The organism is Raoultibacter phocaeensis (assembly GCF_901411515.1).
Lineage (GTDB): Bacteria > Actinomycetota > Coriobacteriia > Coriobacteriales > Eggerthellaceae > Raoultibacter > Raoultibacter phocaeensis.
The window spans coordinates 1,750,310-1,765,730 of sequence record NZ_CABDUX010000001.1 but is presented as its reverse complement, the minus strand read 5'-3'; the positions used below and the strand labels follow the sequence as shown (position 1 = coordinate 1,765,730).

The following is a 15,421-nucleotide window of genomic DNA, read 5'->3' as shown; positions in this document are numbered from 1 at the left end:
CCCCCTAGCTATCCGCTTGTTCTGAAAAACGCTCTTCGACCCTGATCAGCACATCCTGCTTGGTAACGCCTGCTTCTTCGGCAACCCGTACCAGCTGATCGATCACCAGATCGACCGGAGATTCAGGGAGCTGCAAAGCGTTGGTGTTCACATCGGCCACGAACGACCGCTTCCCCCTGCTCGAGCAAATGAGTCCGTCTGCCTCGAGATCCTGATAGACCTTGTGGATCGTATTGTAATTAACTCCTAGCTGAGCAGCTAATTCACGAACGGTCGGAAGAATATCGCCCGATTTGATGCGCTCCATCTTGATGAGAGATACCATGTGGTTCCGGATTTGGACCCAGACCGGCACTCCCGATTTCTCGTTGATTCGCAGCGTATCGAACAAGCGACAGACCTCACTCTTGAAAGTATCTTGCATCCGTATGATAGCATGATCTCGCGAAACTCTCTGGGAGATTGCCGTTTCCACGAATCGAGTGGCAACGGCTGCGTTTCGCGTGTCGAAAGCGAGCCTAATCCTTCGGTACGGATAGCAATCTTTGTTATCGACCTCAGTTCGCACTTTTGCGAAGATTCGCCTTGCGAGCCGTGGATCTGCGAAAAATCGCAACTTCTGAGCCGCCGCGGTGCGTCCCTATAGCAGTCCCGGATGCAGCCACGCGATTGCTTCGGCGATGCGGAACGCATCGAAATGCGAGAGGCGACCTACGGGGTCGTCATCGAGAAAAACGCTCTGAGGGATAGCCAGCACCTGCGAGCAACGAGCTGCGGAAGGCTTTTCCAACCCCGCCTCCTGCCAATCGCGCAGCAATACGTAGCCGCTTTCAACGCGCTCAACATTGCTCGTAACTTTCGTTACGAGCGCAAGGCGCAGTTCCTCTTGCCAATCGAGAATGATCGCCGGACGATTCTTTACGTGATCCGGGCGATCGAGAAAGGCAAACGGAACCCACCACACCTCGAAAGCCATTGGATCTCGCACATTACTCACCGTCATCCCGCTCGGAAGGGAGCATCACGACCCCGTTTTGAATTTTAGGGTAGCGAATGCAGGGATCATCCCAGTCGATACCGAGCACTGGATAGCCGTCAGAATCCATAGGCATTGCTTTTGCAACTCCCCCGCCAGGAACGGTTGTGGGACGAAACGGCATACCCCCCTCACGTATGGATTGCCGAAGAAACACATTGACGGCCCCGCTCAAGGTCATACCGAGAGATTCGTAGAGGCGAGCTGCACGTTCTTTGACGTCTTCATCGACATTAGAGACAAGCTTCGTAGTAGCCATTTTTACCTCCTTTTAGCACCTATTATATACCCATTATACCCCGTTTCTTCTTCATTCAGAGAAACATCACGCATGAAAAGACTTGCATCCGGCATCCCCCGTTGCGCAAAAGCGGGTTCGGACACCATGCGCCCGAACCCGCTGTTCTCGCTTGCCTGCACCGTGCGCAAGGTGGCCGTCGCGGCGGATGCGCCCTGCGGCTTCCCGAACCCGCTGCCCACCGGTACGCGCCAAGCGCGTCTTACTTTCCCAAATCCCCCGCAGCTTTCGCCTTCACACGGTTCGTGTGTCCCGGATAGTACGCAAGCGGCACGTCCTCGATGTCGATGATCTCCACCGTGTCGCGCACAGCTCCCGCCGCAACCGCCTCTTCGATGGCGGCCTTGCGTGCGCGCTCGAGCGCTTCGTCACGCGGAACCTCGTCGTAATCGACAAGGGCTTCGTAGGTGCCGCTCACCTTCGAGATGGCCGAGCCGATGGCGTTCGCGCATCCGGAATGTTCGGGCTTCATCACCTTCGCCGTACCGGCCAGATCGGTCGGCAGCACGATCGAACCGCCGCCCACCAACACGACGTCGATATCGTCGCTCGTCACCTTCATGACGTCGATGCCCTCTTCCACCAGCTCGCGAATAGCCGCCATCGCACGCTTTGCCAGATCCTTGGAGATGCCCGCGACGAGCGCCGCATCCCCCACCTCGGCCATGCCGAGGCGCACCGCGATGTCGGTCGCCGTGCAGGTGTCGCCGCCGAACACGAGCGCTTTACTCGTGATCTCATAACCCACCGAATCGGGGCCGACGCTCACCGAGCCGTCCTCGTACTCGCGCACGATCGAGCCGCCGCCGAGGCCGATGGACACGACGTCGGGCATGCGGAAGTTCGTGCGCACACCGCCGATGGTCACCGCAACCCCGCTCTCACGCGGGAAACCGTGCGCGAGTACGCCGAGGTCGGTCGTCGTGCCGCCTACGTCAATGACGATCGCATCGTCCATGCGGGAAAGGTAGCTCGCCCCGCGGATGGAATTCGTGGGGCCGCAGGCGATCGTGAAGATCGGATAGCGGCGCGCGTACTCCATAGTCATAAGCGTGCCGTCGTTCTGCGACAGGTACACGTCGGCGTTCACAACGCCCTTGTCGGCGAGGCTTTGCGCGAACCCTTCCGTAAACCGCTTGGCCACATCGTAGAGCGCCGCATTCAATATGGTTGCGTTCTCGCGCTCGATCAGGCCCATCGAGCCAATTTCACTCGAAATCGACACGTGCACCGCATCTCCGAACACCTCAGTGGCGATCTCGGCAGCCCGCAATTCGTCGTCGTTGCGCACGGTCGAGAACACGCACGAAATCGCAACGGCTTCCACCTTGCCCTTGACGCCTTCGAAGAACGCACGGCACGCCGCTTCGTCGAATGCCGCCAAACGCTTGCCGTCGTACTCGAACCCGCCCTCGATGATGGTTTCGGCTACGCTCACCGCACGGATGTCATCGGCCCAATCGACCATAGGGGGAATGCCCACCGTGGCAGGCGCGCCGATGCGCAGCACTGCGATGGGAGCGAGGCCCTTGCGCTCCACGATGGCGTTCGTGCACTGCGTCGTGCCGAGCATGGCCTGTTTGATCTGGGCACGGTCGATGCCGCTTTCCTCGAGCACCGCATCCATAGCGCCCATGATGCCGGCAGTGATGTCCTTCGATGTGGGATACTTCACCGCCGCGACGACGGAAAGATCCTCGTCGATCAGAACGGCGTCGGTGTTCGTGCCGCCTACGTCGATACCGAGTTTATACATGACGGCCCCCTTTCGCGTACGCGCGCTCTTCCACGGGAATGTAGTCGGTGTCGATGCCGAAATAGCGCGGTCCCACCAGATCGAGACCCGCCTGCGTGCGCCACAGGTGGAAGCACTCGAGCCCCACGACGAGCACACGCTTGCCGTATTTGAGCGCATCGGTGGGAACGGGCCGGAACGTCTCGGTGTCGACGAGGCAGATGAGGTCGGGCGTGGTTGCGAGGATCTCATTATCCACGACGGCGCAGAGGTTCTCGTTTTGGAACTCCACATACGCCTCGCTGCCCTTGCAGTCGCCGATGCCCTCGAGCACGACCTTGCCGAAGTTGAACGAGCCGCGCACCTCGCGCAGCACGTCGGCGATCTTTCCCTTAAACAGACGGTGCCCGCCCACGAAATCGAGGAAGTACTCCTCGGGCGTCTTATCACCCGCGTTGTCCTTCGCAAGACGGATGGCGCGCCCGATCTCCTCGGAACGGGTTACGATGCCGTGAACGCCGTATTTCCGCAGCGTCTCTGCATCCATGCAGAACAGCGAGATGGTCAGCGTGCCGCCGCACTCGGTAGTCACCGAACGGGCGATGTTCTCGGTCCACTTGTTCGTGATGGTGGACAGTATGCCCTTGTTTCCCTTTTCGTCGATCCAGGCCATCGGGGTAGCCGATGCACCGCCGATCGTGAACGTGACCATCTGCAGTTCGGGAAACGCACGGCCCATGCCGTCCACATCGACCATCGGAATGCCCAAGCGCGCCGCTGCGGCGATCGGCAGCATCGAGTTCACACCGCCCGCCTCGATGGGCATCGTGGCGTAAATCTCCTTGCCGTAGAACCGCGAGATCATATCGAAGAGCTGCGCGAACTCGTTAGCTCCCACGCCTTTCTCCGCGAGAATCGAAGGAGCCCCCATGGAAGCTGCGGGCATGATGAAAGCCCCGTCGGGCACCTCGTCGATGCCGATCATCTTGACCGGTCCGCACTCCTTCACCGCGCCGATGGCAGTGAGCTTGCCGATATACGGATCGCCTCCGCCCCCCGCGCCCAAAAGCGCCGCGCCTAAGGCGATGTCCTCGATTTCCTGTACGCCCAACTCTCTCATATGGTGTCCTTTCATGCAAAGCCCGCCTCAAGGATGCGGGCGCCTCTTATCTTACCTCTATCAACCGATGGGCGGCCATGAACACGACGATCGACACGACGATACCGTTCACCGGCCCGATGAAGAACGGAACGTCGAGAAACGCGAGCGCTGGAATCATGCCGAATGTGCCGCCGGTTACAAGCGCTACGAGCGTTCCGACCGAAAACGCGATCATGCCGCACGCGCGAAAGCCCGGCCCGATGCAAAACTTCGCCTTATCGCCGCGATTCACGATCCAGTAGTCGGCGATCATCGTGCCCGCAAGCGCGGGCGCGCAGGCCGAAAGCACGTTCAAGAAAACCGTGAGGTGATCGAGGATGCCCGCCGCCGCGAACGCGATGCCGATAAGTCCCGCCACTGCGGTCGTCGATTTGCGGTTGTCGGTGTCGCGGCCGAGCATGACCGAGAAGCCGAGCCCCGCCGAATACACGTTGCTCGCATTGACCGTCCACGTGGACAGAACGAGCGCAACGAGACCCACGGCGGGCAAGCCGAACGATGCCATGATGACGGCGATGTTGGCCTCCCCTGTAGAGATCGACATGATCGCGCCCATCATGAGCACAACCACGCCCGCAGGCAGAAGCCCCGCCAAACAGGTAAGCACCGCCGTCTTTCGGTCACGCGCGTAGCGGATGAAATCGCCTGCGGTCGTACCGAGCATGGCGATGACGCCGATGGCGAAGTTCACGCCCGCGACGAGCGCGATGGCCGCCTCGGGGGCGGGAACGTATCCGAGCAGAGCCTGGATGCCGCCGCCGGACGATACCGAGACGACGGTACCGTAGACGCAGATGATCGCCAAAAGCGGTGCCGCAACGTAACCGAGATAGCGCAGCCCGTTGAACCCGTACACCGCAGTCACCACCATGATGGCGCCCCAGAACACCGTGGAGGCCCACACCGGAACGTCAAAGGAGGCCAGATCGTTCATCATGAGCGAAAACGACGCCCCGCACACCGCCGCCTGAATGCCGAACCATCCTAAGCACGCAACGCCCACGATGATGGCTACGAGATAGCGTGCTCCGGACCTACCGAGCGCAGCACCTGCGAACGCCGCGGTGGGCAGCCCCGTGTCGGCGGCCTCCATGACCACGAAGCACATGTAGCACATTACGAAGCCGAAGCCGAACACGATGGCGAGCAGACTGTCGGCAAGCGTGAGACCCGCACCGATCGTCGCACCCACGAGCAGGGCCGATGCGCTGAACATATTGCCGATGGGAACCGGCGCGATAGAGAGAAAGCCCTTGCGTTCGCCATCCTTCACGCGCAGCTGAGCAAGCGAGCCGCCCGTACCCTGATCCCCTTCCACCTCACACTCCTCTGATGCTCGTGCAGCCGATAAGCGCCGCCGCACGCATGCGGTCGGCGGACGTTGCCGCGTATAAACGGTTGACCTGCGACGGCATACCTGAAACCCTAGCGTCGCTTGAGGTTTGAGATGAGCCCCGCCTTTTTAGGCGGCTCGGGCAGCTCGATCACGCGCGGCTCGAAATCGAACAGATCGCTGGTCGAAACCACATCGGAAACCGTGATGCACTTCTTGAGGCAGATGTCCTCGCACATGCGGCACTGCACGCAATCCGCCGTCGAGAACTCGATCGCATGCACCTTGCCGTCTTCGGCTTCCTCGCTTTTCCTGAGCGCGCCTGTCGGGCAGAACGTCGTGCACATGAAACATGACGAGCATTTCTCGGTGTCGATCTGAACGTTTCCCCAAAGCCTCGTCTCGAATGCGTCGGCGATCGGCATGCCGATCGTATCCATAGCGTCGAGCACGTGCATACGCCTCATGGCGTTGAACTGCGGAAGCGACCCTTTGTCGTTCATCTTGAGACGATCGCGAAGCGAAGGCGCCTTCTTCTCGAGCTCTTTTTTGAGCGCGGTGACGGCAGCCTTCTCCGCTGCGTCTTTCGCCACGTCTTTGGCCTGCGTGAAGAAGCCGCGCCGCGACACGCCGAACAAGCCCGTCGTCTCCTCGACGCGCAGCTCTTCGGGAAACTCCGACATACGTTCGACCCTCAGCGAGATGCCCTCAGCTTCGAGCAGCGTGTTCACCGAAGCCACCGTCGCGTCGATGCCGGGGTTGCACGCGCGGTACTTGCAGGTCTTGCACGTACCGTCGACGAGCACAAGGCGCGACACGCCGTGCGCCGCAAGCCCCATGAGCACGCTTTCCTCCATGCGCGCCAAGCACGGCACCTCCGCGTAGCGGTTCGGATCGGCCGTGCGCTTGGCGGCTGCACGCGCGCAGGCGAACACCGCCGTACCGTCGGCAAGTACGCAGGCTTGCGCGATCGAGGTCGCCAGATCCTCGTCGAGCGGCCGCATGGGGATGAGCGTCTCAGTCGGGCAGACCACCGTGCACGCGCCGCACGACACGCAGGCGCGCGCCGAATACGTAAGGCGGTTGCCGCCCACCTCGATCGCGCCGGACGGACACGCCTCGACGCACTTGCGGCACTTCGCGTTGCGGTTGCGCACCACGACGCAGCGCTCCTCGGCGGCGAACACCGCTTTGCTCTCAAGTGCTTCGGCGATCTCGACGATGTCGTTCAAATTGGGCATAAGGTTACTGATCCTTGTCTTTCTTCAGAGTCTCTTCGATAGCGGCGAGCTCCTCGGGCGTGTTCACGTTGACGAAGCATCCTCCCATGGGCTCGACCTCGAGCACTTTCGCCTGCGGAAGCTCCTGCACGCGCACCTCGTCGAAGAACGACTGCGCGCGGCGATCTCCCCTCGACAGGGCTTTACGCACGGCAGGCAGACAGCCCATGCGGTTGTACATCGCATGGAAGGGCTCATAGCCGTGTTTGTTCGCGGGAACGACGATGTCGGCCCCGGTGCGCTTCATTTCGAGGGCCTCGGCAACGATGAGCGCAGCCGAGGCGAACACCATGTCGCAGGCGACTACGGCCACGTAGGGGTTGCGTGCCGCCTGAAGCGCCGTGTACAAGCCCGGCAGCGCCCCGCGGTAGTCGGCGGCGTCGCACACAAGCTGAATGCGCAGATGGGGAAATTCGGTATGGAGGAACACGAGGTTCTCGGGCTCGTTCGTCGTGATGATGAGATCGTCGGCGACCGGGCTCAACCGCTCGATAAGGCGGCAGATGAGCGGACGGCCCAGAAACGGCACCGTCGCCTTGCTGCGGCCCATACGCCTGCTCTCTCCGCCCGCCTGGATGACTACCGTCAACCGCGGACGCACGTAGCGCATCTCTATAAACTCCGCGAGCCCCTCGACGTCGTCGAGCCTGAACGCCGGTATGCCGTAAATCTTGGCAGCCTCGACGGCCTCGGGAATGTCGGTGACAACCGCTTCGGTGCCCGCCATCGGAAGCTTGTTGGAGATATCCTCGTAATCAGGCGCCTGGGTGGGAAAATGCTCGGTCACGGGGTTTTCGCCCTCGCCGTGCATGGGTATCTCTTCGCCGTCGTGCTCGTCAACGGGAACCATGCCGCGTGTCAGCTGCGTGAAATCGGTACCGAGCGGCCAGCCGAGATTGGCGCCCTCGCAGAACACCTGCGCAACGCGCGAATCGGCGTCGTTGCCCGAGCGCATGATCTCGATCGTGGGAAGGCCGCTTTTGCGATACCCCTCGACGATGACGATATCGTGGCCGGGCATGGTGTGGAGAATCTCGTCGCACTCCATCTCGCCGTCGACCGTTTTGATGCGAGCCATCTGACCCGGTGCCGCGATCACCGTTTCCGATGCACCGGCCGCGCGATGGCGGTAGGAATCCTTACCGGGAATGTCGATGTCGAACCCCACGTGGCTGTGGTGTTTCACGCTGCCCACATCGTGTCCGCGCCCTACCAGCTCGGCAATGAGCCGCTCGATGAGCGTCGTCTTTCCGGAGTTATGCCGCCCGACGATCGATATCGCAGGACTTGGAACCTGAACAGCCATGGCCACCTTCCTTCTCGTGGATGAAAAGTATACCATTGCGCGCCAAGCAGCAACCGCGCTACATGTTATGCATTGACAAGCAGGTCGACGAATTTGAACTCGGTGCAATCGACGAGCCCGCGGTTCGTGAGGCGAAGGTCGGGCAGGCACGCGAGCGGGATAAGCGCCATGGTCATGAACGGCGAGGGCATCGTACACCCAATCTCGCGCCACGCCTGTTCGAGCCGCTCGACTTTCGCACTCATGTCTTCAGCCGAAAGCGGTGCCATGAGCCCGGCGATCGGCAGTGTTACGTGCCCGAGTATTTCCCCGTCCGCCACCACGACCATGCCGCCTTCCGATTGGACGAGGGTATTGGCCGCAAGAGCCATATCCTCGTCGTTCGCGCCCACCACGAGCAGGTTATGAGCATCATGCGCTACCGTCGAAGCCATCGCGCCGCGCGTGATGCCGAAACCCTTCGTGAACCCGTAGCCGAAGGTGCCGGTTTCGTGGTGCCGCTCGAATACGAAGGTTTTGAGGATGTCGCGTTTTGCATCGCTTTGAATCGTGCCCGCAACCACAGGCATGTTCAAGTGACGCTCGATGTCTCCCACGTGCGCGCCGATGACCTCCATTACACGGATCGTCACCTCTGTTGCGTGTTCGTCGAGGGAGCGGGGCGCGACGACGAACGATTCGGGAGTGATGGGATCCTTGACGTGCATGGAGTGCATCACCCACGAGGGATACTCGAACGGGGCGGGATCGAACAGCGGCGTGCCGTTTTCGGCCACCACGTTGCCATCGATCATGACGCGAAGAACCTCGATGCTTTCCAGGTCCTTCAAAAACACGATGTCCGCGCACTTGCCCGGAGCGATGCTTCCCAGCTCGTCGTCCATCTTAAAGCAGGTCGCGCAGTTGATGGTGCACATCTGGATGGCCGTGACGGCGTCGATACCCTCTTCCATAGCGCGCCTGATCAGGTAATCGAGGTGTCCCTTTTCTACGAGGGTATTGGGATGGTTGTCGTCGGATACGAGCACGGCGAAGCGGCTGTCGATCTTCCCGTCGGCGATCACGGGCGCAAGCGCCGCCAAATCGTGCCAGGCGCTTCCCTCGCGCATCATCGCATACATGCCCCGGCGCATCTTCTCAAGCGCATCCTCGGCGCGCGTGGATTCGTGGCAGCAGCGGATACCCGAAGCGATGTAGGCATTGAGGCCGCGATCGGTTTCAGGAAGCGAATAGTGGCCCGTAACCACACGATCCTGCTTGAGCGTTTCGGCCACTTCGCCGTGTGCGTGGTCGGAACCCGAAAGGATACCGGGAAAGTTCATCATCTCGCCGAGGCCCACGACGCTTTCCCACTTCATGGTTTCGGCGATATCGGCGGGACCGACTGCCGAGCCCGTATCCTCGAACCCGGGAACAGCGGGTACGCAGGAAGGAGTGGTGATCATCGTTTTGAGGGGCACGCGCTGCGCATCCTCGTCCATGACCTTTACGCCTTCGAGCCCGAGCACGTTGCAGATTTCGTGCGGGTCCATGTAGATGCCCACCGTGCCATGGGGCACCGTCACACGCGCGTACTCCGTCACGCCGAGCATCGAAGATTCCACGTGGATGTGCCCGTCGAGGAAGCCGGGGGCGATGTAGGCTCCGTCGGCCTCGATGACCGTCGTACGCTCGCCCACGCAGTGATCGGCGTTGGCTCCCACATACGCGATGCGGCCTTTCGCGATGGCAACATCGATGCCCTCTTGTATCTCAGCGGTGCACACGTTGACGAGTTTCGCGTCCTTGATAACCGTTTCCGCAGGCTGAACACCCTGCGCTACCGCAGACAAGATCGGTGTTACATCCCAAAGTTGATGCGTGCAGAACCGGTTGATCATAACAGCCTCTTTCGACTCGCGAGAATGATAATCTATTACCAGAAACGCTACGCCAAAGGAGGCGATTCGTCAACGGGAACCGAACACGGCCATCTTTTTGACAAACCGCCGTGAATCCCGCCCGAACCAAACGGACGGCATCGAATTGCTGCAAACCCTGCCCGAGCCGCGCGGACGGCGACAAATCGTCGTAACCCCCACCCGAGCCGCGCAGAGGCCGCACTCGCTTCACAATACAGCGAGAAGGGCGATGTGCGACCGTTCGCCAGTACGTCTTTCAGCTGATCGCCGTTACGGCTCCCGCCTGGCAGTGCGGCCCTCAGCACCCCTTGCACGCAATACGACAAAGAGCAGTCCCGCACCGAGCGACGCGCCGAGCGTATCGACGACCCAATCGACAGGATCGCACATGCGCTCAGGAACGAACAGCTGATGGATTTCGTCGGTGATCCCGTACGCGCTCGCACACACGACAGCGATTACGAACGCTCTGCGAAGCGGCATATGGCTGCGCAGCGCGTTTGCAAAAAGCACACCCAGCACGGCGTACTCGCAGAAATGCGCGATCGAGTTGATGGCGTCGGCATCGGGACCCAAGAGCTGCGTTTGCATCTCGTCGAGTACCCGGTAAATGCTCGAGAAGAAACCCAGATCGTTGCTCAGGCCCGAGCCCGTGTTCGCCGACATGAAGAAAATGAAGGCAGCCCATACAGCAACGAGAATCCAGCTTATGGCGGTGAAGCACCGGGGGCGGGGCGAGCCGCCCCCTCTGGCTCGGTCCCGCGTGCCACCGTTCGCGCAATCTCGTTCGGTCCGGCTTGCCGGGGCTTTTGCGGCAGAAGCGTCTTCGGCGGGGTTTCGCCCAAGCGCAGAGTCGCACCCGTGGTCGTCGTCTGTATTGTGGTTCGCGTTCATAGCGGAAGCTTAGCACAACACAAGCAATGCACGTTCGTCTAGATCGCACAACAGCGAACCGCTTGGAGGTGCACCGCCCGCACGTCTCCCGCTAGCGCAGAGCCGAAGCAACCACCGAAAGCCATCGCAATCGCCGAGGCCCTTGAAACCCAGTGCAACTGAGATCGGACGCGCCTCAACGTGAAACCGAGTGCGACCATCACGCCGCCACACGGCCCAACGAAAAATCGACCAGTTGTCGCGCCGCCGCACGACTGCCATTTATCGATAATGCGTTTCTGCACGAAAACTGCCTTCGGATGCAGGCGAACCGCCGCTTTGCGAAACCCGGAAGCCCACCTATAGCTTGCATGCCTACTGCGTTTCAGACAATCCCCTGGTCGCAGTTTGTTCGAGCAAACAATGTGGCCCCAGCGAGGAAGGTAAAGAGCGGCTCAGCGTCGCAAAGCGAGCCTTCGCAGCCATTTCGAGGTCGTTTTTCGACAAAACTCTTCGAAGCGGAACCGCTGATACGCATGCGGCCCCCGAATGTCGATTCCAACGTTTGGCAGCCCCACCCATCCACTGCGACACATGCTCACGAAGCGGCCGAAGAAAGCTCCGCCTGCTCGCCCTTTCGATCCAAAAACGCTCGACGGATTCGCAGCACCGCGTATGCCCCGAAAAGAACGGTATACACGGCAATGCTTACGCGCGCCGTTATCCCCTGGTGAAGCGCCGAAGGCAGGAGAATGCTCACAAGGTGTACGTATATCAAACCGAAAAACGCGTACGCTCCCTTTTGCACGGCCTTCCATAGATTTGCATCCATTCTGCGTTTGACCTTCCTGAACGACGTGACGCCTAAAACCAGAAGCAGTACGAGGAGCACGAGCGCCGTCGCAAAGAACACGAGAAAGCCCCCATCGAGCGCACTGCCGTTCAGCAGGCGGGGTGCAAACGACACCACGTACATCACCATATGTCCCAACGCGAGGATGCATGCGAGAATCGAAAGCTCGGCTCGCACGGGGCGCAAGCCTAAACTCACGACAGAATCCTTCCGGAACACACCGATGAACATGACCACCGTGAACACGGCGAGCGAAAGCGTGCATTTCTGCATAAGCAAGAACAGGCCGCGGCGCATCAACTCGGGGTACGTGACGAACATGTTCGAAACGTACAATACGGTAAGCAGCAGGCCGAGCGCGTAAAACACCATCGGATGCTTCGCCAAAGGAGCGCGCAGCAGCCATATCGCAAGAGTCGTGCATACGAGAACGAGAACGAAGCTCATGGGATTCCTTTCGCTATATGCAGACTTCAAAAGGGCTTCCCGCTTCTTCGCGGGAAGCCCGAAATGCGTTACTTCACGTAGTACACCGACGGATTCGTACCTTGCTCAGGCATAAGCTGTATCGCCTCGCGATCAGAAACGAGCTTTGCCACCTCGGAGGCGAGATCGTCCAGATCACCGAAGAAGCGGGCGTATCCCACACAGGCTTGCACGCACATGGGCTCTTCACCGGCGTCGATGAGATTCTTGCACAAGGTGCACTTCTCCACCGTATTGGCAATATGCACCGGCGCGTCAGCGCGGCCGACTGCAAAGTCGAGCGCATAGGCGGGTTCGCCGTCATTGTACACGCGCACGGCGTAGGGACATGCCTCGATGCACGACTTGCAGCCGATGCAGGTTTCGGGATCCTGCATAACGATGCCCGTCTCCTCGTCGCGATATGTTGCACCCGTGGGGCACACCGCAACGCATGCAGGCTCCTTGCAATGCTGGCAGGCGATGGGATAGTGCTGCAGTTTGCAGTTCGGATAATCGCCCGACGCCGTATCGATAGTTTCACCGCCCTCGGTGCGTACCGTGTTCCACCAGTTGCCCGACGGCAGGTTGTTGGCGAGCTTGCACGAGGTCGCGCAGGTTTGGCAGCCCATGCATCTTTGAAGATCGATAACCATTCCGTATTGCATGATAACCCCCTACTGAACCTTTTCCATTTGAACCAGGCAGTCGAACCAGTTGTCCTGCTCGAAGCGAGGCCACGTTTCATAGGTAGACAGATCGGAATAGTGGCCGTCGATATAACCGTCGCGTTCCCATCCGTGATCGATGACCAGCATGCCCGGTCGGACACCTGCATTCAGAACCACCTTGATGACCACATAGCCGCGATCGTTTTCGATGCGCACGGTATCGCCTTCGGTTACGCCGTAGGCCTCGGCGTCTTTCGGATTCACCTTGACGTAGGGTTCGGAATCCAACTCGAGGATCATCGACGAGTTGTTGAACATGGTGTGGGTCTTGAACTTGCAGCGTTCGGAGATGAACAGCAGCGGGTATTTTTCCGCTTCTTCCACGGCCTCGAAGCCGCCGATCGTCTCGGGCCATGCCTCGATGGGCGGCTCCCAGAACCAGCAGGATTCCTTCATCATATCCCATTCCTGCCCCACGTTTGCCATGGCTGGATTCCCTCGTGATAGAACTCGAAGCGGCCAGTGGCGCTCAAAATAATGTCCGTCAAACCAACCACTTGGGGTTCTTCGGGATAGGTCCAGATCGCGTGCTGCTCCTGAAGCGCTTCCCAGCTCAAGCCGACGGCTGCAGCAGCATCGTTGGTCACGCAGGAAGCCAAAAACGTGGTGAGATCCTGCGTAAAGTACTCTTCAAAGCCCATGGCTTTGCCCAGCGCGGTGATGATCTCGAAGTCGCCCATAGCCTCGCCCGCAGGCTCGACGGCCTTTTGGGTGTACTTGACGAAGGGATTGGAGGTGGAGGACAAATCGTCGCGCTCGTAGAGGAAAGCGACCGGCAGCACGTAATCGGCGTACTGGGCGGCTTCGGACATGAACATGTCGGAAACGACCACCATCTCCATCGTGTCGAACGATTTCAGCCATTTCTGACGATCCGGTTCGTTGGTGATGGGATTGCAGATGTAGATGTAGGCAGCTTTCGGTGCCGTCATGCCGGCCAACTCGCCATCCTCCATAAGCTGATGGAAATGAGGGGCATGGATGGTGCGACCCGGAGCAGCAACCCCGGCAAGATCGGCGGTAGCGGTGTTCACGATTCCCGGCGTATTGGGGGCGCTGAAATCGGTGCACGAACAGCCGGCACCGTGCTTGGCCTCCTGGCCCGTAATGTCCATGAGAGCGAACATGCCGTCGTAGCCGCATTGGCCGTTTGCGTAGTGGTCGGGTCCGAAGCCGGTGAAAATATAGGAGAGGCCGGAATTCCAGAGGGCGGCCAGCTCTTCGATGGTCTCCAGCGGTACGTCGGTCATCTCTGCAATGGTGTCCAAATCCCACTCGTTCAGACGATCGAGCAGAATCTGGTAGGCCGGCTTGACCGCAACGCCTTCAACCTCGAAGCTGCCGCGGATTTCGGGATTTGCGGCGGCGTCGAAAGCCACGGGCTCGCCGCCGTCCATGACAAGGATACGGTCATCCTCGCTCAGGGGCTCTGCTTTGCCGAGGTCGGAAAGGCGCAGATACAATCCGTCGGAATCCTTCACCAGGAAGGGGGCGACCGTCATGGTCTGCAAGTGGGCAACGTCCTCGTGCCCGTCGCGGATGGAGATGAGGGCCATGCCGGCAGCCAGAAGTCCATCGGTAGCGGGACGGATGGGCACGTACAGGTCGGCCTTGGCGGCAGAGGTGGTGAAAATGGGGTCGATGCAGATGACCTTGGCACCGTTTTCTTTCGCCTGAGACACCAGGTGATAATCTACGATGTTGGACTCAGTGGGATTGGTTCCCCAGATGAACAGGTTGTTCGCGTTCACCATATCGCGGTGTTCGTTGTGCCCGATGGTATAAGCACCCAAACCGCCATGGTTCATCTGCACGTTCATGCCCGTGTTGTCGTAACACGGAGCGATGGACATAGCGCCCATGAGCGCCTGGAGGCGTCCCGTGTAAGAGATGGTCGCCATGCCGGAGCCGGAACCGCTCATGAAGGCCACGGCCTCGGGACCGTACTGCTCCTGCAGTTCTTTCCACTTCGTCGTGATCTCGCTTACGGCATCGTCCCACGAGATGCGCTCCCATTCACCTGCGCCTCGCTCGCCTGCGCGTTTCATGGGGTACAGTACGCGCGTCGGCGAGTACATGCGCTCGATGTTGGCGTATCCCTTCAGACATGTTTCCTGATAGGGGCTATCGCTTCCGTCGGGGCACTTCAGCTTCGCACGGGTGATGTTTGCGATCTTGCCCTCGCGGACGTGCACGTAGCAGGGGCAACCCCATCCCGAACAATTGCCCATACAGCTTTGGAAGTACGTCTCTTCCGCAACTTGAACAGGTGCATCATCTTTTGGGGCTTCGCCCTCCGATGCCGGTTGGCTGCAGCCTGCAAGCGTTGCGAGCGACGCAGTACCCGCCGCGAAGGCCGTAGTTTTCAGGAAGGTTCGTCTTGTGAGCGTGGACGGCTCGTTTCCAGCCATGATTCCTCTCCTCTCGTCATGAGGCATGAACGCATAG

Annotated in this window: 14 protein-coding genes; all 14 read right to left on the bottom strand. The window is 60.1% G+C overall.

Features of this window, described 5'->3' with window-relative positions:
- Nucleotides 1–4 precede the first annotated feature (4 nt).
- Nucleotides 5–325, bottom strand: a complete 321-nt coding sequence (locus FJE54_RS07040; RefSeq protein ID WP_255467262.1) for a GntR family transcriptional regulator — start codon at nucleotides 323–325, stop codon at nucleotides 5–7.
- Between the two features lie 315 nt (nucleotides 326–640).
- Nucleotides 641–976: a type II toxin-antitoxin system PemK/MazF family toxin gene (locus FJE54_RS07035; protein WP_218971897.1), complete on the bottom strand. Its 336-nt coding sequence runs from the start codon at nucleotides 974–976 to the stop codon at nucleotides 641–643.
- A 13-nt stretch (nucleotides 977–989) separates the two neighbouring features.
- Nucleotides 990–1,295: a type II toxin-antitoxin system RelB/DinJ family antitoxin gene (locus FJE54_RS07030; RefSeq protein ID WP_139651979.1), complete on the bottom strand. Its 306-nt coding sequence runs from the start codon at nucleotides 1,293–1,295 to the stop codon at nucleotides 990–992.
- A gap of 241 nt (nucleotides 1,296–1,536) precedes the next feature.
- Nucleotides 1,537–3,090: a hydantoinase/oxoprolinase N-terminal domain-containing protein gene (locus tag FJE54_RS07025; protein ID WP_139651978.1), complete on the bottom strand. Its 1,554-nt coding sequence runs from the start codon at nucleotides 3,088–3,090 to the stop codon at nucleotides 1,537–1,539.
- A complete protein-coding gene (locus tag FJE54_RS07020; protein WP_139651977.1) occupies nucleotides 3,083–4,189 on the bottom strand; it encodes an S-methyl thiohydantoin desulfurase family protein in 1,107 nt (368 codons plus the stop codon). The genes FJE54_RS07025 and FJE54_RS07020 overlap by 8 nt, the downstream gene beginning before the upstream one ends.
- Before the next feature lie 46 nt (nucleotides 4,190–4,235).
- On the bottom strand, nucleotides 4,236–5,549 hold the full coding sequence (locus FJE54_RS07015; RefSeq protein WP_218971896.1) for a cytosine permease: 1,314 nt from the start codon (nucleotides 5,547–5,549) through the stop codon (nucleotides 4,236–4,238).
- 107 nt (nucleotides 5,550–5,656) lie between these two features.
- Nucleotides 5,657–6,805 (bottom strand): 4Fe-4S dicluster domain-containing protein, encoded by a 1,149-nt coding sequence (locus FJE54_RS07010; RefSeq protein ID WP_139651976.1) that lies wholly within the window; start codon nucleotides 6,803–6,805, stop codon nucleotides 5,657–5,659.
- 4 nt (nucleotides 6,806–6,809) lie between these two features.
- Nucleotides 6,810–8,150 (bottom strand): molybdopterin-guanine dinucleotide biosynthesis protein B, encoded by a 1,341-nt coding sequence (mobB, locus tag FJE54_RS07005; RefSeq protein WP_139651975.1) that lies wholly within the window; start codon nucleotides 8,148–8,150, stop codon nucleotides 6,810–6,812.
- A gap of 65 nt (nucleotides 8,151–8,215) precedes the next feature.
- Nucleotides 8,216–10,030, bottom strand: coding sequence for an adenine deaminase (ade, locus tag FJE54_RS07000; RefSeq protein ID WP_139651974.1), 1,815 nt, complete (start codon nucleotides 10,028–10,030; stop codon nucleotides 8,216–8,218).
- A 291-nt stretch (nucleotides 10,031–10,321) separates the two neighbouring features.
- A complete protein-coding gene (locus FJE54_RS06995; RefSeq protein ID WP_139651973.1) occupies nucleotides 10,322–10,945 on the bottom strand; it encodes a VanZ family protein in 624 nt (207 codons plus the stop codon).
- 577 nt (nucleotides 10,946–11,522) lie between these two features.
- Nucleotides 11,523–12,224 carry a ferric reductase-like transmembrane domain-containing protein gene (locus FJE54_RS06990; RefSeq protein WP_139651972.1) on the bottom strand — a complete coding sequence of 234 codons (702 nt, stop codon included), beginning with the start codon at nucleotides 12,222–12,224 and terminating at the stop codon, nucleotides 11,523–11,525.
- 68 nt (nucleotides 12,225–12,292) lie between these two features.
- On the bottom strand, nucleotides 12,293–12,910 hold the full coding sequence (locus FJE54_RS06985; RefSeq protein WP_139651971.1) for a 4Fe-4S dicluster domain-containing protein: 618 nt from the start codon (nucleotides 12,908–12,910) through the stop codon (nucleotides 12,293–12,295).
- A 9-nt stretch (nucleotides 12,911–12,919) separates the two neighbouring features.
- Nucleotides 12,920–13,399, bottom strand: coding sequence for a molybdopterin dinucleotide binding domain-containing protein (locus FJE54_RS06980; RefSeq protein ID WP_139651970.1), 480 nt, complete (start codon nucleotides 13,397–13,399; stop codon nucleotides 12,920–12,922).
- Nucleotides 13,369–15,384: a molybdopterin-dependent oxidoreductase gene (locus FJE54_RS06975; protein WP_180326616.1), complete on the bottom strand. Its 2,016-nt coding sequence runs from the start codon at nucleotides 15,382–15,384 to the stop codon at nucleotides 13,369–13,371. The genes FJE54_RS06980 and FJE54_RS06975 overlap by 31 nt, the downstream gene beginning before the upstream one ends.
- Between the last annotated feature and the right edge of the window lie 37 nt (nucleotides 15,385–15,421).